This window comes from Spiribacter salilacus (genome assembly GCF_009649225.1).
Classification (GTDB): domain Bacteria; phylum Pseudomonadota; class Gammaproteobacteria; order Nitrococcales; family Nitrococcaceae; genus Spiribacter; species Spiribacter salilacus.
The window spans coordinates 64745-87792 of the sequence record NZ_WJPP01000003.1; the positions used below are offsets into that span (position 1 = coordinate 64745).

General features: G+C 54.0%; 20 protein-coding genes. 8 read left to right on the plus strand and 12 right to left on the minus strand.

The window, feature by feature from the left end; translation table 11 throughout:
- Position 1 precedes the first annotated feature (1 nt).
- The 10 genes from GH984_RS05850 to GH984_RS05895 form a co-directional block, all read right to left on the minus strand.
- Positions 2 to 2995, minus strand: a complete 2994-nt coding sequence (locus tag GH984_RS05850) for an FAD-binding and (Fe-S)-binding domain-containing protein (protein WP_153719289.1) — start codon at positions 2993 to 2995, stop codon at positions 2 to 4.
- Between the two features lie 86 nt (positions 2996 to 3081).
- Positions 3082 to 4398, minus strand: coding sequence for an acetamidase/formamidase family protein (locus tag GH984_RS05855; RefSeq protein ID WP_153719290.1), 1317 nt, complete (start codon positions 4396 to 4398; stop codon positions 3082 to 3084).
- Positions 4399 to 4422: 24 nt separating this feature from the next.
- Positions 4423 to 4950, minus strand: a complete 528-nt coding sequence (locus GH984_RS05860) for a porin family protein (protein WP_153719291.1) — start codon at positions 4948 to 4950, stop codon at positions 4423 to 4425.
- A 31-nt stretch (positions 4951 to 4981) separates the two neighbouring features.
- Complete coding sequence (locus tag GH984_RS05865; protein WP_153719292.1) at positions 4982 to 6277, minus strand: CsgG/HfaB family protein; 1296 nt, start codon at positions 6275 to 6277, stop codon at positions 4982 to 4984.
- Positions 6277 to 7647: a DUF6844 domain-containing protein gene (locus GH984_RS05870; protein ID WP_153719293.1), complete on the minus strand. Its 1371-nt coding sequence runs from the start codon at positions 7645 to 7647 to the stop codon at positions 6277 to 6279. The genes GH984_RS05865 and GH984_RS05870 overlap by 1 nt, the downstream gene beginning before the upstream one ends.
- 15 nt (positions 7648 to 7662) lie before the next feature.
- Entirely contained in the window at positions 7663 to 8289 is a 627-nt protein-coding gene (gene lpoB, locus GH984_RS05875; protein ID WP_216643629.1) for a penicillin-binding protein activator LpoB, read from the minus strand.
- Between the two features lie 10 nt (positions 8290 to 8299).
- A complete protein-coding gene (locus tag GH984_RS05880) occupies positions 8300 to 8710 on the minus strand; it encodes a putative periplasmic lipoprotein (protein WP_153719294.1) in 411 nt (136 codons plus the stop codon).
- Entirely contained in the window at positions 8710 to 10221 is a 1512-nt protein-coding gene (locus tag GH984_RS05885) for a COG3014 family protein (RefSeq protein ID WP_153719295.1), read from the minus strand. Before GH984_RS05885 ends, GH984_RS05880 begins: the two co-directional genes overlap by 1 nt.
- A 19-nt stretch (positions 10222 to 10240) precedes the next feature.
- A complete protein-coding gene (locus GH984_RS05890; RefSeq protein WP_153719296.1) occupies positions 10241 to 11692 on the minus strand; it encodes an NAD-dependent succinate-semialdehyde dehydrogenase in 1452 nt (483 codons plus the stop codon).
- Between the two features lie 27 nt (positions 11693 to 11719).
- On the minus strand, positions 11720 to 12400 hold the full coding sequence (locus GH984_RS05895) for a M48 family metallopeptidase (protein WP_153719297.1): 681 nt from the start codon (positions 12398 to 12400) through the stop codon (positions 11720 to 11722).
- Positions 12401 to 12431: 31 nt separating this feature from the next.
- Here GH984_RS05895 and GH984_RS05900 point away from each other — a divergent pair, with 31 nt between their 5' ends.
- Complete coding sequence (locus GH984_RS05900) at positions 12432 to 13043, plus strand: carbonic anhydrase (RefSeq protein ID WP_153719298.1); 612 nt, start codon at positions 12432 to 12434, stop codon at positions 13041 to 13043.
- Between the two features lie 53 nt (positions 13044 to 13096).
- A complete protein-coding gene (gene hemH / locus GH984_RS05905) occupies positions 13097 to 14203 on the plus strand; it encodes a ferrochelatase (protein WP_172973185.1) in 1107 nt (368 codons plus the stop codon).
- 38 nt (positions 14204 to 14241) lie between these two features.
- Here hemH and GH984_RS05910 read toward each other — a convergent pair whose 3' ends face one another.
- Positions 14242 to 14433, minus strand: coding sequence for a YgaP family membrane protein (locus tag GH984_RS05910; protein ID WP_439959282.1), 192 nt, complete (start codon positions 14431 to 14433; stop codon positions 14242 to 14244).
- A 91-nt stretch (positions 14434 to 14524) separates the two neighbouring features.
- Between GH984_RS05910 and GH984_RS05915 the strand changes: the two genes are divergently transcribed.
- The 6 genes from GH984_RS05915 to GH984_RS05940 are packed head-to-tail and all read left to right on the plus strand — an operon-like array spanning position 14525 to position 22172.
- Positions 14525 to 15208, plus strand: coding sequence for a Crp/Fnr family transcriptional regulator (locus GH984_RS05915; RefSeq protein ID WP_153719299.1), 684 nt, complete (start codon positions 14525 to 14527; stop codon positions 15206 to 15208).
- Positions 15209 to 15217: 9 nt separating this feature from the next.
- Positions 15218 to 16654, plus strand: a complete 1437-nt coding sequence (locus tag GH984_RS05920; RefSeq protein WP_153719300.1) for a cytochrome ubiquinol oxidase subunit I — start codon at positions 15218 to 15220, stop codon at positions 16652 to 16654.
- Positions 16651 to 17649, plus strand: coding sequence for a cytochrome d ubiquinol oxidase subunit II (gene cydB, locus GH984_RS05925; protein ID WP_153719301.1), 999 nt, complete (start codon positions 16651 to 16653; stop codon positions 17647 to 17649). Before GH984_RS05920 ends, cydB begins: the two co-directional genes overlap by 4 nt.
- 2 nt (positions 17650 to 17651) lie before the next feature.
- Positions 17652 to 19364 carry a thiol reductant ABC exporter subunit CydD gene (cydD, locus tag GH984_RS05930; RefSeq protein WP_369691964.1) on the plus strand — a complete coding sequence of 571 codons (1713 nt, stop codon included), beginning with the start codon at positions 17652 to 17654 and terminating at the stop codon, positions 19362 to 19364.
- Positions 19357 to 21054 carry a thiol reductant ABC exporter subunit CydC gene (gene cydC / locus GH984_RS05935; RefSeq protein WP_172973186.1) on the plus strand — a complete coding sequence of 566 codons (1698 nt, stop codon included), beginning with the start codon at positions 19357 to 19359 and terminating at the stop codon, positions 21052 to 21054. Before cydD ends, cydC begins: the two co-directional genes overlap by 8 nt.
- 53 nt (positions 21055 to 21107) lie before the next feature.
- Entirely contained in the window at positions 21108 to 22172 is a 1065-nt protein-coding gene (locus tag GH984_RS05940; RefSeq protein WP_153719303.1) for a tartrate dehydrogenase, read from the plus strand.
- Between the two features lie 32 nt (positions 22173 to 22204).
- Here GH984_RS05940 and mutM read toward each other — a convergent pair whose 3' ends face one another.
- Positions 22205 to 23023 (minus strand): bifunctional DNA-formamidopyrimidine glycosylase/DNA-(apurinic or apyrimidinic site) lyase, encoded by an 819-nt coding sequence (gene mutM, locus GH984_RS05945; protein WP_153719304.1) that lies wholly within the window; start codon positions 23021 to 23023, stop codon positions 22205 to 22207.
- Positions 23024 to 23048: the final 25 nt, after the last annotated feature.

A 23048-nucleotide genomic window follows, 5' to 3' on the forward strand; every position in this document is an offset into this window, starting at 1 on the left:
GTCACCCTCCTAAACACCTCGCCAGCGCCACGGCTGGATGAACTGCACTCTTAGCAGAAAAACGCTTTACCTGTGTGCGACAAGAATACCCGGTTGCGAGTACCGATGCCTGTCCTTGTAAATGCTGAGACCAACTAGACTCATACAACGCCTTAGAATTTGCTAGGTGCTCGCTCTGGTGGCCATACGCGCCAGCCATTCCGCAACATCCGGCGGAGTGGAGTGAAAGTGCCTGTCCTAATTGTTCAAAAATTTCCCGCCATGCGTTTTCCGCTGACGCATCGGCGGTTTGCTCAGTGCAATGCATAAATAAGGCGTAATTTGTGGGTGATTTGGGGTGGCTGTCCTTTATCGGCTCTTTTACCCGCTCTTTAAGTAACGCCCGGTGCTCGTAAAGCCACTCCGAAAATAAGGACAGGCATGGGTGGCTGTCCGGCAACAAGCCTTGGCAGTCATCGCGCAGAAAAAGACCAACGCTTGGTTCGATAATAACGATGCCTGTCCCCGTAATTTTCGTAACGCCGGAAAGCCGCTGCAGGAGGCGGCGCGAGACGCGGCGCTGGGCTGAAAGCATGCCGTGAGCGTGCAGCGCTTTGCCTGAGGCCTGGAACGGGAGAACAACCGGCGTGGCGCCAGTGGCAGCAATCACTGCGCAAACGGCTGGCAGGGTGTCTTGTTCATGAAAACCAGTAAATGCATCAGGCAGGACAGCCACCGGATTGGCAACCGCGGTTAGGTACTGATTGGCTTGAGACCAGCTGCGCGCGACGTGATAGCCCGCAAGTTTTGCCTGCCTAATACCGTGATCTTGTCGGGGCAGTGGCGCGTCGACTACGCCAATGCGAGACAACAGCGACTTGATAGGCCGTGCGCTCATGATCGGCGCGAGCAATGGAGAAAATGTAGCAAGCAGCGGCGCAAGCCCCTCGGCGTTTGCGATGAGATAATCACGCAAGTGGCGTCGATAAATTCGGTGATACACATCGAGGAATCGAGACCGTACGTCGGGGATATTGACATGCACAGGACACTGCGTAGCGCACGCTTTGCAGCCTAAACACCCTGACATAGCTTGATGTACCTGATGCGAAAAATCGGTGGGATCCTGTTTTCTGGCACGTCGGAAAAAACGCCGTTTAATGTGCTCTGGCGTTTGGCCCTGCTCGGCCAGTTGACGCAGCCACTCACGCAACAACGTGGCACGACCTTTGGGCGATTGCACCCGGTCGCCCGTTACTTTGTAGCTTGGACACAGCACATTAGCGGCATCCCAATCAAAGCACACCCCGTTGCCATTACAAGCCATTGCGCTGCCCCAGCCCTGGCGGGTTGCCAACGAAATTTGCTGATCAAATTGACCTCGAAACGGCACCGCATCAATCGCAAGTAAAGGCTCCGGCCGCGTGCTCGGCGCCACAATTTTGCCCGGATTCATGCGGTTGTTGGGATCAAACAGTGCCTTTACCTCAGCCAGCACTTGATACAACGCATCACCAAAAAACTCACGCGTGTACTCACCCCGAAAACCCTTACCGTGCTCACCCCAAAGCAAGCCTCGATATCGCTTAACCAACCCAACAACCGCATCCGAAATCACCCGAATACGCGCCCGATCGGCGGCATCGGTCATATCGAGCGCGGGCCGCACATGTAGACAGCCCACATCCACGTGCCCAAACATGGCGTAATCGACCCCATGCTGCTCCAACAACTGCCGAAATTCAGCAATGTAGTCCGCCAATACCGCCGGCGGCACCGCCGTATCTTCTACAAACGCAACGGGCTTTTGCACGCCCTCAGTGCGGCCCAACATACCAACAGACCGAGATCGGATGTTCCACAGCGCCGCCATCTCGTCACGGCCACGTGCCACATAATATGAGCTGCCCCGCTCATCGAGGCGAGCGACCAGGGCGCCGAGCTGTGACTCAAGCTCATCACCGGAATTAGCCACTAACTCAACGAAATTGCACATCACCCGCGCGTCTGCGCCATCGCCCTGCATCGCCGCCTCAACGGCTGGCCAGAGCGGATCTTGACGTGCCACGGTTTGAATTCGGTCATCCAAGGTTTCCACCGCCGCGGGGGCTGACTCCACCAACCACTGCGCATCACGCAGCGCTTGATCAAAATCGGCGTAGCGCACAACCACAACTGCCTTATGACTGGGTAGAGGTTTAAGCCGCAAGCGGATTCGACTCACAATACCCAGCGTGCCCTCAGCGCCGGCCACCAAGCGTGTCAGATCAACACCACCGTCTGGCATGAGGGCATCACGCAGGTTATAACCCGTTAAGGAGCGGTGCAGGTCTGGAAAACCATCGGCAATCGCTTTGCGATGCGGGTGGAGTAGCGCCTGAACTGCCCGTGCAAATTCAACACTTGCATCGGTGGTCGAGCTGGCGAGCTCAGCCGCTGAAAACTGCCGACAGGTAATTTCCCGACCATCGGCCAGATGCAGCTGTAATGACTCGATGTAATCACCGGTTCGACCATAAACACGCGACCCCTTACCGCAGGCATCGGTACCAATCATTCCCCCAATCGTGACGCGGCTGGCTGTCGAAGTAGACGGTGGAAAGAACAAACCATGCTCAGCAAGCGCGTGATTGAGCTGTCCCAACACCACCCCAGGCTCAACATCCACAGTTTTTGTTGCCACATCAACTGCCAGGATTTTATTTGTATGACGACTTGTGTCGATAACAACCTGATCGGTGAGTGACTGTCCATTTGTGCCTGTCCCCCCTCCGCGCGGGGCAAAACGCACCTCTTGCAACGACGCCTCGTTGGCCGCGGCAAGCAAACGGTGGATGTCCGCTTTAGAAGCCGGAAACAAAACCAGCGCAGGCAGTTGTTGATAAACACTATTATCGGTCGCGGCAAGAAGACGAGAGGCTGGATCATCGCCAATATGACCTTCAAAGCCATGCTGGCGCAGGGCGTTTACGAATGCCTTGGCAGAAGATTGATTAATGACAGGAAAAGAACCCACACCGCACCACGCTAGTACAATTTGTCTGATATCTTAGCAGAACATCAGACAACGACCAACGTGTTGCGGCGCGTTATTCTACTTACTTAAAGCCCGTACTGCTCGCGGGCATACTGACCCAGGCCAACGGCATCTAACCGATCCAATGGCGCGAGGAAGGTCACCTGAATGACGCCTGGGGCTCGGCCGATCTCAATGGCACCATTCACCGTAGCTCGGTTACGCACCTCCGGCACGGTCATATCGAGCAATTTTGCGGCTCGCTCTAACCCGTTTTCGATTGCGTCATTCAAATTAGCCGCAGTTCCAATCACAGAAATGGGGGCCACCGACTCTAATGCCGCCAAACCCCACTGACTAGCAAGGCGCTCACCCTTGGCCCGCTCTTCAGGCGTAAACGGCTGAGCTAATGGCGGCAGATCCTCAACCAGCGGGAACAGCACGGGGCCATCAATCGGATAATTACGAACGATTTCCACCTGCAACGTGACACTGCCCGCTACATCCATGGTATGCCCGGCGATTTCGCCATCGCCTTGGCCCGCATGCATGTCGCCTAAATACACGCCACCGCCCGGCACCTTAACGGGACTGACCAAAATGGCGCCAGCACGCACCGCATCAATATCCATATGGCCGTCTGTTTTATGAGTGGCTAATTGCTCTGCGGTGATTGCGTAATCATGGGGGGCACCCACCAAAAACGCGCCAAAATCACCGGCATTGTGGCTATCCGGCATTGCCATGGAGGGGCAGGTGCCCAGCTGACCTAAAAATGGCCGCATTCGCACTAAGGCACCGGGCATATCTGAAGGCGCATAATGCAAAATCGAATGCTGGTGGCTGTCATCGGGCAGTGCCGCATAATGATCGGCGTTGTGGCCAATCTTCTCAGCGCCCGCCTGATTCATTGTGACACCCACGCTGCGAGTATCATCAAAGACCACCGTGTAGCCATGCACAATCTCAAAAGGTGTTACCGCATTGCCGCAGTTATCACAGCGCACCGACGACTGCCCAATACCTTCAATATGCGTCTCTGGCCAAAGCTGATCACAAGACGGGCAACGCGCGGCAACGTAGGGATCGCCTAAGCAAAAGCCCTCTGGCGAGCTATCATGCCCCGACGCCGTTGCATTCGATGTGACCGTGACATCACGGATCCGAATTGCAATGCCATCGCCAACCTCAGCACCAGCAACGGCCACTGGTTTAGTGACCTCATGACCACCACGAAGACTCGGGGTAATCATCGGCCCCCAGCAGCCAGGGGCCGTATTCGCAATAATGACGCCGCCATCTTCAACCGGCCCTAACATGGGCTCGTTAGGGTCAAGCACGCTATTTGTGAATCCATCCACAACTAAACTGCGACGCGCGGATTTATTGGTTTTCTCAAGCATGCCAGACTTCTCCTATCAGATAATTTAGAACCGCATCCTAAAGCCAAGCGAAAGCGCTGTGACATCGTAAGAGGAATCATCAAAATATTGCATATATTCCAGGCCAACCGAGGCCACAGGCGTGACACTTGCCTCAACACCAATTCCCCAAGACAAACCCGTCTCAGTACCAGACGCCGTAATGGCATCAGAATCTGCCGAAAAATCTGCCAAAGTCACACCGGCAATCCCATAAGGAGTAATGGTGCCGGCGATTGGCAAGCGGGCAACGCCATAACCCCCCACAAGGTAATCGATATCGACCTCGGTGGACTCATCATCGATGCTCATGCTGTCGCCACTCAGGCCCAGCCCCAGCCGCGCTTCAAACCCAAAATACTGATCGACAGTGCCACCAAACCGCCCTAACACCATCGTTGGATCGACACTGCCGGCTTCGTTCTGATCGTACTCAAACTGACTGAACTGCACCCCTGCATAGCTTTCCTCAACTGCCGAAGCGGGCACCGCGAGGAATAACGCAGGCAGCGCAATAACCAAACGCTTAATCATTATGAATTCTCCTTATCACCCCATTAAAAAACTATAGGCGATCCTGCGGCAAGAGCAATGGGCCCCGCTCTGCTGGCGCTTGTTGGCCGTCAGCCTCAATCGGCTTTTCTTCAGACCTAACTAATAAACTACCATCCGGCACCGCAATAAGGCGATCGGCAGCGCCATCGACCAAAGTGGCGTAACTCAGTTTGTTGGTTACCCGCACTACCTCGCCAGTACCAATCGCATTTTCAACCCGACCCAAAGACTGCTGACTATAAGGGTCGACAAGCTCCTCGCCGAGTTCATAAACCGTTAGATGATCTCCCACAGACAGCCGATCACCGCCTTGATTGATCACAAAATCGCCGTTTTCTGACACAGATACTACGCGCATCGGGTAAATCGCTTCTACCGCTCGAAACGCCAACTGCTGGGCGACAATCTCAGACAACCGCTGCAACACCGCATCAGATGAGCGTCCTACTCCCTCGAGCATGGCTTTGCTGACTTGAACCACCTCGGTATCAGCCCACATGATCTGCCGCGTTGCTGCACCGATGATGCGCATCTCAACGATCACCGTGCCATCTACTGATCGGCGGCGCTCTCCGGTAAGCTGAATCACTGTCTCTGACTCAGCAACCTGCAACTCCACCAGCGTAGCGCTGAGTAAGTAGTCAGCCCCAATCACTTGGCCAAGGCGGGTAGTCTCACGCGCCGGCGTCTCAGGGTTACGCAAGAGCGCCATTTCCTGTTCAACATCGGCGGTACGCTCCCGCTCAAGTACCGCAAAACGCCGTGTGCCTGTCATCGCAGTAACCAACGCCTGGGTGATGCGGGCCGCAGCGCGACGCTCGTCAATCAAATCGCCAAATATGACCGGCCGAGCTTCGCTAGCAACCGGGTAGATGGCCATCCGCCGCCTCGCCTCATGCGAAGCGCTGCCTGGCGCTCTAAAAACCGGAATATCAACGCTCAACTCAACAGTAAATCGCGATTCAGACTGCCGCGCGGACAGCACCCGATAACCCTCAATAAAACCCTCGGTCCGAGCCTGTATTTCACCAGATTGATTTCGCTCGAAAGATAACTTCTGCTCAGAACCATTGGCGTCTCTGACCACTAACTCGCGCTCTGCGGTTGTGCGCTGCCGTTCCGAAACGACATCGACGCCACGCACCTGCCGTAAGGCTTCAGCTAGCCCAGCAAATATCGCTTCTTCTCGATCTAGCCCCGCCGCCTCAACCTCGACGGTGACAATCTCAGATGAAGCGGCCGCCGCCCCACAGAAGAGAAGGCCAAACAAAAGCGCGATTGTGATCAACACCCGCTGCATCTGCATCACCAGTCCTCATTGCCGAAATCAGGAGAACTACGTCGCTCTACCTCAGGCGCTTCTGCAGGTTCTTCCGCCTCGGCCGCACCGGGCTCCTGAACTCGCGCCTCTCCGGTAAACGAGGCCCGGGTTGTAGGAGACCACATCTTAACCGTTCCCACATAAAGATGGCCTGTATCCGGGTGATTGGTCCGCCATGAACGCACGGTGGTAATGCCGGTTAAATCCATTTGGCTACGCTGACGAATCAGACTGTTGAGATTCTGTACAAATTGCGAAGACTCGGTCTGCGTCACGTTCTCTCCGCTTGCCGTTGCTGTGACCTGCGCCAAGGCTTCAGTAAGCTGCTGATCTTCAACCTCAACCTGAGCACCAAGAAACTCGGCAATGGCACGATCTGCGTTGATGCTGGCGCCTCGCTCTGATGCCGTAATTGCCATGTTAATCATCCGATCACTATCAGCGCGGGTAACTGAGGGCGACTGCTGCCCAAAAGCCACGATAACCGGATTGCCGTCTGCATCTCTGAGCAACCGCACCCCGTGCATAAATAGCAATTCTTCGGCAGACAATTGATTGGCAATTTGATCAACGGCATCGGAAGAAACACCTTGGCCAATTGCCTCTAGATTGCCACTCACGATGTTGCTCGCTAACTCGGCAAAGCGAGGGTTATGAATCACCAACGCACCCACCGCGCCTTCTTCCTCAAACGTCTTCAACAGGCGCACGCCACGAAAGCTTTCAAATGCCTGCCTTGCCGTTCTTGCCTGCATCCGCTCTTCCATTAGCGTGACCCGTTCAGAAAAATCCAACGCCTGATGCTCAGCGGCATCAACACCAAGCTCCGCTAATGCTTTATCCAGCTGCGCTGTTGTCAGATTTTTAAGGCGATCGCTTACGGCACGTCTAAAATCTTCACCCGCCTGATCTTGTGCTCGCCTAAGCGCATCGGGATCGTTTACGACACGCCGAATCAACTCAGCTTGCGCGCTCGTTCCGCTGGACAGCGCAAACTCACCCATCGCATTCGTAACTGCAGCATCAACCGCGGCAATGCGGGCACCGCCATAATCTGGGCTTGTGGGCCCTGTCAAAATATCTGCCTGCCCCCAGCCAATATAGCTACCGCCGGGGTTATCTGCATGAAAGCCTATCGACCAGCCTCGTGAGGCCAGATAGGCATCACGATCGGCCAAGATGCCAGAGCCACTCTGCTCGGAGGCAAGCGGAAAAATATGGCTGGGAGAAGAGGCCGCCTCTTCCGCTTCATTGGTAACGGCTTCATTGGCAAGGGCCAGCGGCGAGGCAGTCAGCAGCAACGCCAACCAGCCAACAACACGCAACCCGATTCGTTGATTACCTGGCTTTTGCATTCCTTTGCCTCCTAATTACCAAGTGGGGGCGCGATTAGAACCACGCTTAACAATCACCTCTTGGTCTTCCCAAATGGCAAGCCCCGTTGTGAGGTCTGTGATTGCTAACTCGAAGTAGTACTCGACCTGCTGCTGGCGGTTATCCATCTGAATGTCGCGCTGTCGAATTGTGCCGGATAACGATAAATCAGGTGCAATTAACTGCCCCTCACCTTCGACGGTATCCTGATTAAATTCGCCACTCTCGCGCAGCTGGCGAACGGCCATATTCATTTCGTCCTCCGGGCCATCCAGCCCCACCGCTGTGGTAACGACAACACGACCCGAGTTCAGCAAGTCAGACCGAATTTTACGCACGAGCTGATCGGTATCGATCCTCTGCATGGTGTCATTCACGATACGGCTAACGACCAATACGTAACGTCCGCCCTGCGGGTTTTCCAACGCGCGCGAACCGAGCATGCCATCAACCATTTCGCCGGCAGCACTTTCAAAATCACGATAGTCCAAGGCCATTACCGCCTCGCCTCGATCGTCTGCAGTATCCACGTAAACGGTGGACGGGGCACAACCCATTATGACCAACGATGCGAGCAAAACGATGCTCCCGATACCCATTTGTTTAATGTATGAAGGGGCCATCTTTTAAACCTCACATATTTCCAGATTGACGAATTCGAACGCGGACGGTTTGGGCTGATTCAACCGGTGCCTCAGCCTCCAGTTGGAATCGAACCCCGGGGTTGATCGTAGCCCGTCGAAACCGGCTGCTTGTTCCCTGAATTTCTCGACCGTTGCCATCAACCCAGGTTGCAGACCACTCGATTCCGGTTCGTGACCGACTACCCACCCCCGTCACAATCACCACCGGGCGGGTACCCGGGCGGATAATCTGCACCTCGACTTGGCGCATTCGGTTAGTAACCGGATATTCCAGATCCAAATAGCTGCCCTCAGGAACAATCGGATACGTCACCCGGGGTTCCGTTTGAATTGGCGCACACGCTGAGACAGCCAGTGCCAGCACCGTCATCACAAACCACTTTGCTAATCGATTATTCATTACGATCCTCCTGCCACTTGCCGATCGAGCATGGGATTGATAGCACGATTACGACCCGACAAATCAATCAACCGGACTATCGGCATGGCCGCAGCACTCGGCTGTTTGATGTAAACCATCGTCATAGGCCAATCAGGCATCTTGATTTGCAGCTGACCGCCGCTTAGGCCACTAACGCTCAACATCCCACCTGCAGGTTGTTGTAAGCGAGCAATCTGCCACTCGTTAGGCAGCGCGCGCCATGACCGCGTATCGGCTTGGGTGGTTGCTGCCGCCACAATGCCTGATAGCAAACCGCCCACATCTCCAAACTCCTCTGAGATTGCCGCCTGCATATACATTTTTACCACTGCAGAGGTCATCGATCGAAACAAAATCCCATTAAAGCGGGCCTTGAACTCTGTGTTCATCACTCGCTCCATCTCAGCGAGCTGCCCCGTGCGCACTTGATTGTCTGCACCATCGCTTACGGTGATAGCGGCTGACGCCGACTGACCACCCGTTAGGCGAGGCAGCGCAATCCCCGTGTAGTACGGTGTGCCGCGCTGGCCGCCGGTAATAAGCACCAATGGCAGATCGATCCGATCTTCAACCAAATGGGGGCCAACGCCGTTTTCATAAACCACCCAAACCAGGCCAGGAAGCGCATCACGCTGTAAGGCACCGCTTGCTATTTGCTCAGCCAGTTCCTGATCGGCGGCGGCAACCGCGTTTCCGGTCATCCCCGCCACTCGCTCAAACGAATTAACCGCGCGCTCAATATCTTGTGACGAAGCACTGCTGGCCATAAAATGCAGGCCATGGAGATGGGTGGCAAATGGGTTCACAAAATCTGGATAAGCCGCCCATCGGTTAGGGTCTCCGTAGGCCTGACGCAATGCCTGTTGCGTGTTGGGATTCCGCATCGATGCCTGCACGGCTTGGGCCTGCTCCCGCCGGCCCTCTTCTTGGGCTAACGCCCGCTGCTCAGCTTCCAGCTCGTCGGCAAAATAAGCCAAGGCCCGGCGGGTTCGCTCATCCGCCCGATTAAACTCAACACGCGCCAGCTCAGCATTTCCCATCGAGAGGAACGACAAGCCCTTATAACTATTAGCAAGGATCGCCTCATAAAGATAACCGCGATATTCCATCACGGTATCGTTTACCAACACCGCAGACACCTGCTGTGCCGCGGCGGCAGCCAGTGTTTGTTCATCGAAACGACGAAACCACTCTTCCGTGCGATCAAAGGCTTGCACAGCCACTTCATCGTTACCGAGAAGGCGAGACGCCTCAGCGAAATGCAGTAACTCAAAGAGGCTGAGCTGATTAATTTCAGATTCGCTTACCGAACCTGGCTGACCGCCAGTCACCTGCGCTGCCGCTTGATAATCGCCATCCACCCAGTGGGCAGAAAAAGCCTCCATCTGCTGTTGCTGACCCACACTGGCGCAACCGCCCAAAAATAGGGCACCACCTAACGCGATGGCAAAACGGGTGGCGCGCCCGGGCACCGTCCTTGGCTTAGTCATTCATCACTCCCTTAAACGCTTATAGCGTGACGCAGATATATTTCATTTCGAGGAAATCCTCGATACCGTACCGCGACCCTTCGCGGCCAAGGCCTGAGGCTTTTACGCCGCCAAAGGGCGCTTCGGCCGTTGAAACAACCCCAGAATTAACTCCCACGATGCCGTACTCCAACGCTTCAGAAACACGCCACATTCGGGATAGATCGCGACTAAAGAAGTACGCCGCCAAACCAAATTCGGTGTCATTGGCCTGCGTAATCGCCTCTTCTTCTGTGTTAAACCGCGCGACGGGCGCGAGTGGACCGAAGGTTTCCTCATTTAAGAGCGCCATTCCCTTACTAATGTCTGCAACCACGGTTGGCTCAAAATACAGACCGCCCAGCGCATGCGCCTTACCGCCCGTTAGAACCCGGGCGCCTTGTGCGACAGCGTCATCAAGATGTCGCTGAACCTTGGCAACCCCGTCGGTGTTAATCAAAGGACCAATTTGGGTTTGATCGTCATGGCCTGGCCCCACCTGCAGTGCAGCCACTTTCTCAGCCAGTCGCTCAACAAACGCATCGTAAATGCCAGATTGCGCGTAAATGCGGTTGGCACAAACACAGGTTTGACCTCCATTACGGAATTTTGCGGCAATTGCGCCATCCACGGCGGCATCTACATCCGCATCATCAAACACAATAAACGGTGCGTTGCCACCGAGCTCAAGCGAGAGTTTGGTGATGTTTTGTGCACACTGGCGCATTAAGATTCGGCCCACTTCTGTTGAGCCGGTAAAGGTGAGCTTGCGTACCTTAAAGTTCGTGCAAAGCTCTAAGCCGAGGCCTGCAGCGTCAGTTCCCGTTACGATATTAATCACGCCATCAGGCACGCCGGCTCGTTGCGCGAGAACCGCCATTGCGGTTGCCGAAAGCGGCGTGTCTTCGGCGGGCCGGCCCACAAAGGTACAGCCGGCGGCCAGTGCTGGCGCAACTTTGCGTGCGATCATCGCATTCGGGAAATTCCATGGCGTAATGGAGCCCACCACACCAATCGGTTGGCGTAGTACCATCATCCGCCGATCGGCCATTGGCGCTGGAATAATGTCGCCATAAATGCGACGAGCTTCTTCAGCAAACCAACGAATAAAGCTAGCGCCGTAGGCAATTTCGCCCCGCGACTCAACAATCGGCTTGCCCATTTCTGCGGTCAAAATCTGGGCAAGATCTTCCTGATTCTCCATCATCAGGTCGTGCCAGCGCATCAGGATATCGGCGCGCTCTTTAGCCGTTTTTGCAGACCATGCCGGGCCAGCCGCGTAGGCTGCATCGATGGCTCGACGCATGTCATCCACGCCTAGGTCTGCAGCACGCGCCACAACCTCACCCGTTGCCGGGTTAATAACATCTGCTTGTGAAGCCCCCGCAATCCATTCGCCAGCAATCAGTGCCCGCGGCTCAAGTAGGGATGGGTCCTTCAATTCAATCGACATCTCAGCTCCTCAAATTTTTTGTAACTATCACTCAATTATACGCGCATAAAGCCCGCTACGTCGCTCACGCCAATCCGGCATAAACTGATCCATCAACCCATAAAAACGCTGATTATGACCTCGCTCAAGTAAATGCGTCATCTCGTGCACCACGACAAACTCCAATGCTGCCGGCGGGCGTCTAATCAACTCCAAATTCAGCCAAATACGCCGCGCTCGGGTGTTGCAACTGCCCCATAATCGCTTCATTTGCCGCACCCGCCACTCCGCCACGCTTACCCCCATAACTGGCTCCCACGCCGCAATAAGCGACGGCAGACGGTCTTTTAACGCCTGCCGATACGCCTGCTCCAACGCTCGTCGCCGCCCCTCCTCCGTTGTGCCTGGCGGGACGCGGAGAAAAAGTGCCTGTCCTTTTACTGACATCGCCACCCGCCCCGGCGTTTCACGAATCACGAGGGTTAAATTTCGGCCTTCAAAGATGTGTTGGCTGCCATCTTCCACAGGCGGCGCTACGGGATACGCTTGTTCTCGCTCGGCAATGCGCTGCTGTTGTTTACGCACCCAGCCGGCGCGATCGGCAAGGAGCTGCGTGATGGCGTCTTGGCTTGCGCCATGCGGCGCGCTCACCACAACCTTGCCGTTGGGCGGCAGCACTCGAATATAAAAATGCCGAATTCGCTTTCGTTGAACTTCAATGTTCGACATTGTTTATACTCGCGAAAAAAAGAGAATAACGATGGTAAACGAACTCCTCAGCCGGAATCGGGAATGGGCGGAATCCCAACGCAAAGGAAATCCGCATTATTTTGAGGATTTTGCCAAAGGCCAGCAGCCAGAATTCTTTTGGATCGGCTGCTCGGATAGTCGCGTTCCAGCCAATGTTATCGCTAAACAAGGGCCTGGAGAGGTGTTTGTCCATCGCAATATCGCCAATGTTGTTCATTCTTCTGATTTAAACCTACTGAGTGCACTCGAGTTTGCCATTAATAATCTTGGAATTCGCAAAGTGCTGATTTGCGGGCACTACGGTTGCGGTGGCGTGCGCGCCAGCATGGAGTCGCATCACCACGGTCTTGCTGATCATTGGCTGGAGCCCATACGCCGGCTAGCGGCAAAACACCGCACAGAACTGGCGCAATTAGCAGATGACACCGCCCGTCAAAATCGACTGGCCGAACTAAATGTGATTGAAGGGGTCATTCGTTTAAGTGAGACACCCATACTTCGTAGCGCATGGGAAAGCGGCTTACCGGTGCGGGTGCACGGTTTGGTTTACAACATTAGTGATGGCTTGCTGCGTAATCTTGAATGCACAGCCACCGAACCAATGCTGAGTGGGTTACGTTAAGACCGCGTTCCCGCCTATCATAGACAAAGATACAGTTACTCAGGAAAACACCTATGCCAATGTTCAGCGCGAAGCCGAACGCCCGTCATGACGACATTCCTCGACTCGGCGTGCTTATCACCAATCTGGGCACCCCTGATGCACCAACAGCCCCCGCCCTGCGGCGCTATCTTGCCGAATTTTTAGGTGATCCACGCGTTGTGGAAATTAATCGTCCTCTATGGTGGCTCATTCTCCATGGCATTGTTTTACGCACTCGCCCTAAAAAGTCAGCGGCGGCTTATGCCGAGGTGTGGGAGGATGAAGGCTCGCCATTGCTAACAATCAGCAAAGCTCAAGTTGCCGGAATTAGCGAACGCTTAGCTGAAAAACTCAGTGGACCTTTTTCGGTAGAGCTGGCCATGCGCTATGGCAATCCTTCCATTCGCGAAGGGCTTCGCAAACTTCGCGAGCAAGGCGCCGAGCGCATTATTGTATTACCCCTCTATCCGCAATATTCAGCGGCCACTGTTGGTTCAACTTATGATGCCGTTTTTGATGAACTCAAGCGCTGGCGTTGGGTGCCCGAGCTGCGTCTCATCGGGCAATATCATGACGATCCGGATTACATTGAAGCGCTAGCTAACACCATTACCGAACACTGGAGTGAGCATGGTCGCGCAGAAAAAATTCTATTCTCCTTCCATGGCACACCTCGGCGGTATCTTTTGAATGGCGACCCATACCATTGCCAGTGTCAAAAAACCGCACGCTTAGTGGCTGAACGACTCGAAATTCCCGATGGCGAATGGCAAGTGACATTTCAGTCTTTATTTGGCCGCGAAGTGTGGCTTCAGCCTTATACCGACGCCACTGTTGAAGCATTGGCCAAATCCGGCATGAAAAAGCTTGACGTGATTTGCGCGGGATTTTCGGCCGATTGCCTAGAAACTTTGGAAGAGATCGAAGGCGAAAACGCGGAAATTTTCGAAGAACATGGCGGCGAGTCATTGCGTTACATTCGCGCTCTAAATTCTCGCGACGACCACCTCAACATGCTAACCGATCTGTTGATGGACAACTTGCAGGGTTGGCCAGAAGCAAGCCCAGAGGTTAAGCGTAATCGCAGAGACCCCGCTGCCACACGGCAACGGGCAAAAGAAATGGACTGCGACTACTAAGCGAGTCGCTCAAAAATTCGTCAACCGGTGGGGGCGTCTTATTGGCGCCCACAGGTATTAAGGCCCAGCAACCGATAGGCCGGACAAAAACTGACAGCTGCAGTGGCGAGCGGCACAACGCCAATCCAGCCCCAAGCCATCCCTTCGCCAAACACGGCTAGCGCAATCAAAAAGATGCCTGCTGCAGCGCGAACCACACGATCAATTAACCCAACATTTTGCGTGAACACGATTGGAACTCCTGTATATACTGATTACGGGTTAGTAGGCGCTCATGATTCCGGGTCTTTCAGTGATCAAGTCACGGAGGCAGACATAGCGATGGAGCACAGTAACGCTCAAGTGGTGGTGGATTATTCACACCCAGCACTTTCGGGACTAGACGAATTAGACCGATCCGATCTTTTTCGCCGGTGCCGTCAGCTCAATATTCCCGCAGGGACCACGATTTTTGGCCCGGGTGAGGCCTGCGCTGGGCTACCACTGATTATTAAAGGCGCAATCCGCCTACAAATGAGTGGGGTTTCTGGGAACGAAATCGTGCTTTATCGACTCAAAGAAGGAGATGTCTGCCCCCTGTCCTTGGCTTGTTTATTTGGATCGGGCAGATATGACTCCGAAGCCATCGCAGAAGAGGACAGTCACGTTTTGCTCTTAGCCGCTCCAACAGCGCAGCGACTGATCGACGAAGACCCGGTTTTTCGTCGATACGTATTGGAGAGTTATGGCAACCGTATGCAGACCCTGATGGGTGTCGTTGAGGAGGTTGCCTTTGGGCGACTCAGTCAACGCTTAGCAGAACGGTTATTGAACATACAACGAGACGGCGTGATACACGCCACGCACCAAGCTTTAGCGGCAGAACTTGGCACAGCACGCGAAGTAATCAGCCGACTACTTAAAGACTTTGAGCGAAAAGGGCTGGTACAGCTTGAACGCGGAAAAGTTGAGTTAATAGACATCGCTCAGCTTGAGCAGTTTAGCAACGCGAACCGGAATAACTGAGGCAGCATCATGGAATTAGATCCGCTACTTATCTCCCGAATTCAATTCGCCTTTGTGGTCTCGTTCCACGCGATCTTCCCGGTGTTTACCATCGGCTTGGCGTCTTATATTGCGCTGCTCGAGAGCCTGCACTTCAAAACGAACAACCCCCAATGGGCACAGCTCAGTCGCTTTTGGACGAAGGTGTTCGCGGTGACATTTGGTATGGGCGTTGTCTCAGGCATTGTGATGTCGTTTCAATTCGGGACGAACTGGAGCAACTTCTCTTGGATGTCCGCCAATTTCCTTGGCCCGATATTAAGTTACGAGGTGGTCACTGCCTTTTTCCTTGAGGCGGCGTTTTTGGGTGTTTTACTTTTTGGGCGAGATAAAGTGCCTAAGGGAACCCACCTCTTCGCTGCACTGATGGTGGCGCTCGGTACGTTCATTTCCTCATTCTGGATTTTAGTCGCCAATAGCTGGATGCACACACCAGCCGGGGTCGAATTCCAAGATGGTATTTTGCATGTCCGCAGCTGGGGCGAGGCGATATTCAATCCGTCGTTCCCTTATCGGTTTGCTCATATGGCTGTCGCCAGCTTTTTAACAGGCGCCTTTGTGGTTGCCGGTGTAAGTGCTTGGTATCTGATGAAGCAGCACCAAGTGGAAGTCAATCGCCGCGCGCTTTCAATGTGCCTTTGGTTGATCTTGATACTCGCGCCAGCGCAGGCCGTGATTGGCGATTTTCATGGCCTCAATACGCTTGAGTACCAGCCTGTCAAAGTGGCAGCAATGGAAGGCAACTGGGAAACACAATCGAATGTGCCCCTGCTTTTATTTGCCTTGCCAGATCAGGCCGCCCAGACCAACCGGTTCGAAATTGGCATTCCAAACCTTGCCAGCATCATCCTCACGCATAGCGCAGACGGTGTAGTACCAGGGATATCAGATACGCCTGTTGAGGAACAACCGCCCGTCGCTATCGTGTTCTGGTCGTTCCGGATTATGGTTGGCATCGGGCTGCTGATGATCGCAGTGGCCTTGTGGGGATTAGTGTTGCGAATGCGTGGGCAACTCTACAAGCCAGGCCTTTTCCATCGCATCCTGCCGCTAATGATTGCAACACCTTTTATTGCCGTTATTGCCGGCTGGTTTACCACTGAAGTCGGGCGATCACCCTGGCTCGTGCACGGTATGATCAGCCTGACAGAAGGTCTTACGCCGTCGCTAACCGGCGGAATGGCGTTAGCAACGCTAATCGGATACATGAGCGTTTACGCCGTTGTCTATTCCGCCGGCGGCTACTACATCTGGCGCCTTGTGATGGGCGGCATGGATGAAGGCGATTCTAAGGACAGTCACTCAAATACCGCAGAATCTGGCGCGCATGCCAAGCGTCCACTATCTGCTGGCGGCCCTATTACTCAGGGCAGCCCAGCTAGCCCCATCAAAGGAGATTGGTCATGATCGACTTTGTCATGATTTGGGCCGTCATTATTGCGTTTGGCGTGATTATGTATGTCCTTATGGACGGCTTTGATTTGGGTGTTGGCATTTTGTATCCCTTCGCGCCTAATGAGACATCCAGAGATGTCATGATGAACACCGTGGCACCCGTTTGGGATGGCAATGAAACTTGGCTCGTGCTCGGTGGTGCGGGCCTGCTCGGGGCTTTTCCACTAGTTTACTCGGTGCTCTTGCCCGCGTTGTATCTCGGCGTATTTTTACTTTTGGCTGGCCTGATTTTCCGTGGCGTCGCCTTCGAATTTCGCTTCAAAGCCACGCCAAAAACGAAGAAATACTGGAGCGCCGCGTTTGCGGGTGGCTCAACCGTGGCTGCACTGGCACAGGGCATCGTTGTTGGCGCTTACATTCAGGGGTTTGCCACTGAAAATAAGGTCTATGTGGGTGGCGCCTTGGATTGGCTAACGCCGTTTTCCGTTATGACGGGCGTAGGGTTAGTGTTGGGCTATGCCTTGCTAGGCAGCACTTGGCTAATCATGAAAACCGAAGGCGAAATCCAAGATTGGGCCTACCGCCTGACGCCCAAATTACTCGCCGCGGTGCTTTTCATCTTCGTGGTTATCGGTATCTGGACGCCGTTGGTCGATCAATTCGTCCGCGATCGGTGGTTTAGCAACATCTTCTCAATTTGGTTGCTGCCAGCCGGCGCGCTGCTCAGCGCGTTCGTCATCCTGCGTGCTGTTCGTAATCGCAGCGAAGGCACGCCATTCGTCGCAACGATGACACTTTTTATCTTCACCTATCTGGGCCTACTTGCCAGCAAATGGCCCTACGTGGTGCCGCCCGACTACACATTGTACGACGCAGCTTCGGCCAGAGAATCGCAGCTATTTCTATTGATCGGCGTGCTCTTCGTTATTCCCGTGGTGCTTGGCTACACCGCCTGGACCTACTGGGTATTCCGAGGAAAAGTGCGCGCCGGTGAGGGCTATCACTAGCGGTGACCGCATCTCAATGGCTTGCGAAACAAAGGACAGTCACTTTTTGGCCGCTTCGACTTGCCGCGCTTTATGGCGTTGCTGAGGGCTTATTAATCATCGCCCAGGCTGGCCTTATCGCTTGGCTGGTCCATCAAGTAGTGATGCAAAATCAGGCAGTTAGTAATTTAGCGGCTGCCGCTGCTTTCTTGGTTATCGTTGTTTTACTGCGACCTATCTTCCAGTTATTGAAAGCTCGCTCAGGCATTCAGGCATCGCAGACAATTCGCTCTACCGTTCGTCAGCGCCTACTCCTAAAAGCTGAAGCACTTGGACCTACCGGATTTAACGACAAGAGCCGCGGGGAGCTTGCCAGTCAGCTCACAGATCAAGTCGATGCATTAGATGGCTACTTCGCGCGTTACCTCCCACAGCTTTTTATTGCGGTGGCTGTCCCCTCGGCGATTGCTTTAACAGCCTTCAGTCAAGATTGGCTAGCAGCGAGTTTTTTACTCCTTTCTGCGCCGTTAATTCCTCTATTTATGGCGCTGGTTGGCATGGGCGCTGAGCGTTTGAACCGAAATCAATTTACTGCGCTTTCACGCCTTTCCGGGCAATTCCTGGATCGCGTCCGTGGATTAACCACCTTGCAACTTTTTAATCGCGTTGAAGACTCCGTCGATGACATCGTTCATGCCTCTGATGAGTACCGGCAACGCAGCATGCGGGTGTTGCGCGTCGCGTTTCTTTCCTCTGCCGTGCTTGAGTTTTTTGCCTCGGTAGCCATCGCCGTGGTGGCAATTTATGTCGGATTTGGCCTCCTCGGTTATATCGAATATGGCCCTGCGCCATCTCTGACGTTGTTCAGCGGTCTGTTTGTGCTACTCCTAGCCCCTGAATTTTTCCAGCCCTTACGCACCCTCGCACAGCACTATCACGATCGCGCTGCAGCCTTGGGCGCCGCAGAGTTGTTGTTAGAACTTGACCAAGCAAGCGAGCCAGCCAGCGATGGCTACTCACCGAATGAAGCGCCTGCCAACACAGCACAACCAGCAGACCTGGCCGTGCCCCAACCCAACCTAACCCTCGAAGCGGTGCGAATTGAGCGGGGCGAAGGTGGGGGCGGCCGGGTTGGGGGCGGCCGGGTGGCTGTCCTCAATGTGCCTCATTTTAGTGCTCAACTCGGAGAGCGCATTCTTATCGAAGGCCCATCAGGCAGCGGTAAAACCTCTCTATTATTGGCCATAGCTGGCTTGCTTCCGGTGAGCGGCAAACTGGACAGGCACTTTAAAAACCCCTCGATTGGCTGGCTCGGTTCGCCTGCATTCCTCGCCAACACAAGCATTCGGGAGAACATTCGACTAGGTAACCCGGCCGCTTCAAACTCGGCGATAAACGCTGCGGCGCAAAAGGCTGGCGTTACTGAATTTCTACCCCGTTTACCCGATGGTCTAGATACCGTGATTGGTGAGCGCGGGCTTTCACTCTCTGGAGGACAGGCACAACGAGTTGCTCTTGCTCGAGTTCTGGTCTCAACCGCACCACTCGTTTTATTAGACGAGCCAACCAACGCGCTCGATGCTGAGACAGAAAAAACCATTCTTGAAAGCATCGATAGGCTCGCTGAGCAAGAGCATCTAATTATCATCGCCAGCCATGACCCAATATTGAGACAGCATGTCGATCGGCATTATCAGATCGTTAATGGCCAACTCGAGCACATCACGCATGTCTGATCTACTGCCGTATTTGCGATTATTCATGCGCTATCGCGCCCGCCTCGCCCTGGGGACCGTGCTCATGCTGGCAACGGCAGCATCTGGGATTGGGCTTCTCGCATTATCCGGGTGGTTCATCACCGCAACTGCTGTGACCGGAGTGCTGCTTGCCGCCGGGGTAGCAGTCGCTTTCGATATTTACGTGCCCGGCGGGGGAATTCGCGCATTTGCTGTTACACGAACGGTGAGTCGATACTTCGAGCGCATCGTCAATCACGACACAGTACTGCAGCTGCTCCGCGACTTACGCGTCAATCTTTTTAAATCCATCGCACGCCTTCCTCCTACCGCTGCCGTTCGTCTGCGCAGCGGCGAATTACTAAATCGACTAACGACTGATATCGACCGCCTTGACGGCCTATTCCTCCGCGGCATCGCCCCGCCTATCGTCGCCGTCTTAGCCATAGTAATCACCATGTTGTTACTCCTTTTTGGTTCCGTCGCGCTGAGCCTTAGTGTTGGCCTCACCCTACTCGCTCTTGCTGGGCTGTCTTTGGGGCGGGGATGGTTAAAAGGACAGGCATCGACTTCCGCGCTCGCAGAATCGAACGCTCAACTTCGAGCAGGCACAATCGACCACTTGCAAGGACTCGCTGATTTGCAGGCATTCGGGAGCCTGCGGCACCACCGTGACCGGCTATTAACTATCGAACGCTATGACCATGCGTTGAACGCCGACACCAACATCCGGGTTGCTACGGGCGAAAGTATCCTGGCCGCTGGCTTGCAACTGAGCATGGTGGGTGTGCTTTTATTTTCTTTGTATCTTTACGGGACAGGCACCGTGAGTGGCGCCATCGCTGTCATGATGCCGCTTGCCCTCATGGCGCTACTTGAGCCGTTGGGCGTTCTCCCTGCAGCAGGTTGGCATTTGGCTCGGGCTCGCGCGTCCGCAGTTCGTTTGCGTGAAGATATGAATCAAACGCAGAAAAGTGCACACACAGCCAGCAGGACAGACATTGTTCAATCAGATAAGCCGACCCTGTGCCTAACCAATATTTATTTAACTCGGGGGGCTGGTGCGACGGTTTTAAATAACGTTTCACTCACCATTCAACCTGGGGAGTGCGTAGGGATAGTCGGCGCGTCAGGATCCGGAAAATCTAGTTTGGCGAGCTTACTAACCGCACAGCTCACAGCAGATAGTGGCTCAATATTTATCAACGGGCATCGCATTACAGCGATCGCCTATAAGGCTCTCTTCAATCAGATAGCCTGCCTCACTCAACAGACCGACCTCTTCAGCACCACAATTGCCGATAACTTGCGAATTGCGGAGTCGGGAAATTCAAGGACAGGCACCGCAAAGCTCTGGGAAGTCCTAGAGGCTGTGCAACTGGCCGAGTTCGTCGAAAATTGCCCTGACGGCCTTAATACTTGGGTGGGTGAATCCGGTACTCGGCTCTCTCAAGGACAGGCACGTCGCCTCGCCCTCTCTCGGGTCTTGCTGCGCGACCCTCCGGCAGTCTTGCTCGATGAGCCCTTTTCAGGACTAGATTCAAAAACCGCCGAAAATATTTCTGACTACCTAGCTCATTGGCTTCAAGGGCGCACGACACTGTTGCTCGGACATGATCGCAAAGTACTGCCGCCTGCCGATCGATGGTTTCATTTGGAGAACGGAGATCTTAAGCCAATCGATTCGTGAAACTCAGCAAGTTGCTACGGTAGACTACGGAAATTATTAGCAGGAGAGAGTTTATGACGACGCATCGCATCGCTGTGATTCCTGGAGATGGTATTGGATTAGAAGTAACGCCTGCCGGCATTCGCTGCTTAGAAGCGCTGGCAAAACGCCCAGGACTCAATTTCGACTTCACCGAATTTCCCTACTCCTGCGAATACTACGCAAAACACGGCCAAATGATGCCAGACGATGCGCTTCACCAATTTCGCGAACATGACGCCATTTTATTGGGAGCCGTTGGCTTCCCCGGCGTTCCGGATCATGTCTCGCTTTGGGGGCTGCTTTTACCTATACGCCGAGAATTTCAGCAATACGTCAATTTGCGGCCAGTACGGTTACTCCGCGGGCTGACATCTGCCTTAAGAGACCGGGGCCCAGAAGACATTAATTACCTCGTCGTGCGTGAAAACAATGAAGGTGAATACTCTGACATTGGAGGTCGCATTTATGACGGCCTACCAGAGGCGATGGCGATTCAAGCAACCGTCATAACGAAAAAAGGTAGCGAGCGTATCTTGGATTATGCATTCCGAACCGCCCAATCAAGATCACGGAAAAAACTCGCCTATGCAACCAAATCTAACGGTATCAAACACAGCATGCCATTTTGGGATGAACAGGTTGAAGCTATTGCAGAGCGCTATCCGGACATCCATGTAGAGCAATATCACATCGATATTTTGGCAGCCAATTTTGTTACCCATCCTGACTGGTTCGATGTGGTAGTTGGCACTAACCTTTTTGGCGACATTTTGTCAGATTTAGGCCCAGCCACTGCCGGCGGTATTGGCGTTGCACCTTCCGCAAACATCAATCCTGATCCATCTATTCCCTCAATGTTCGAGCCAGTTCATGGATCAGCGCCTGACATCGCAGGTCAAAATATCGCCAACCCTATCGCAATGATCTGGACTGTGGTCATGATGCTTGAAGACTTGGGCGAACAGGCAGCGGCAGATGACTTAATGGGTGCGCTAGAAAACGTCACGGGTGAGGGCCGCGTTCTGACTCGGGACCTTGGTGGGACAGCCACCACAACCGAATTTACTGATCGACTGTTGGCCGAACTCAAGGGGTAAGTAATAAGGGACAGGCACTATTAGGGACTTTTTCAACGCTGACACCGAGGGCAGTAGACTGTTGCGCGCTGCCCCAGCGTTATCGATTTAAGAGTCGAGTTGCATCGCTTACATGGCATGCCGCCACGGCCGTAAACATTTAATGCCTGTTGAAAATACCCAGGTTCACCCTTGCTATTAGTGAAGTCACGAAGAGTCGTACCACCAATCTCTATCGCCTCAGTCAGTACCTCACGAATCTGATTAGCCAAGCGTTCATAGCGCCCCATCGAGATATTACCGGCGGAACGCGCTGGATGGATGCCTGTCCGAAAAAGCGCCTCAGCCGCATAAATGTTACCGACTCCGACAACAATGTGACTGTCCATAATAAACGGCTTAACAGCTAGCCTTCGACTGCGGCTCTTCGCATACAAATATCCCCCATTAAATGCATCAGATAGCGGTTCCGGGCCGAGTTTGCGTAAAAGGGGGTGTCCCTCCAAAGGTTGCTCCGCATAATGCAAACTTCCAAAGCGACGTGGATCATGAAACCTAAGCTCAGTGCTGTTATCAAGCACCAGGTCCACATGATCATGTTTTAAATGAGGTGAACCAGAAGGCACAACTCTTACGCTTCCGGACATGCCGAGATGCAGGAGCATCCCCCCATCACTTTCCAAAAGGAACAATAGGTACTTGCCCCTTCTATCTACCGCTTTTATGAGGCGGTCTTTTACGAGGACAGGCATCGTTAAGGAAACCGGCCAACGCAATCTTGGCTCGCGCACCCTTAGGTCAACTAACTTGGCGCCAACACAATGTGGGGACAGCCCCCGGCGAGTTGTCTCAACTTCAGGCAGCTCTGGCATAGCTAGTCAAAAAAAAGCCCGCTGG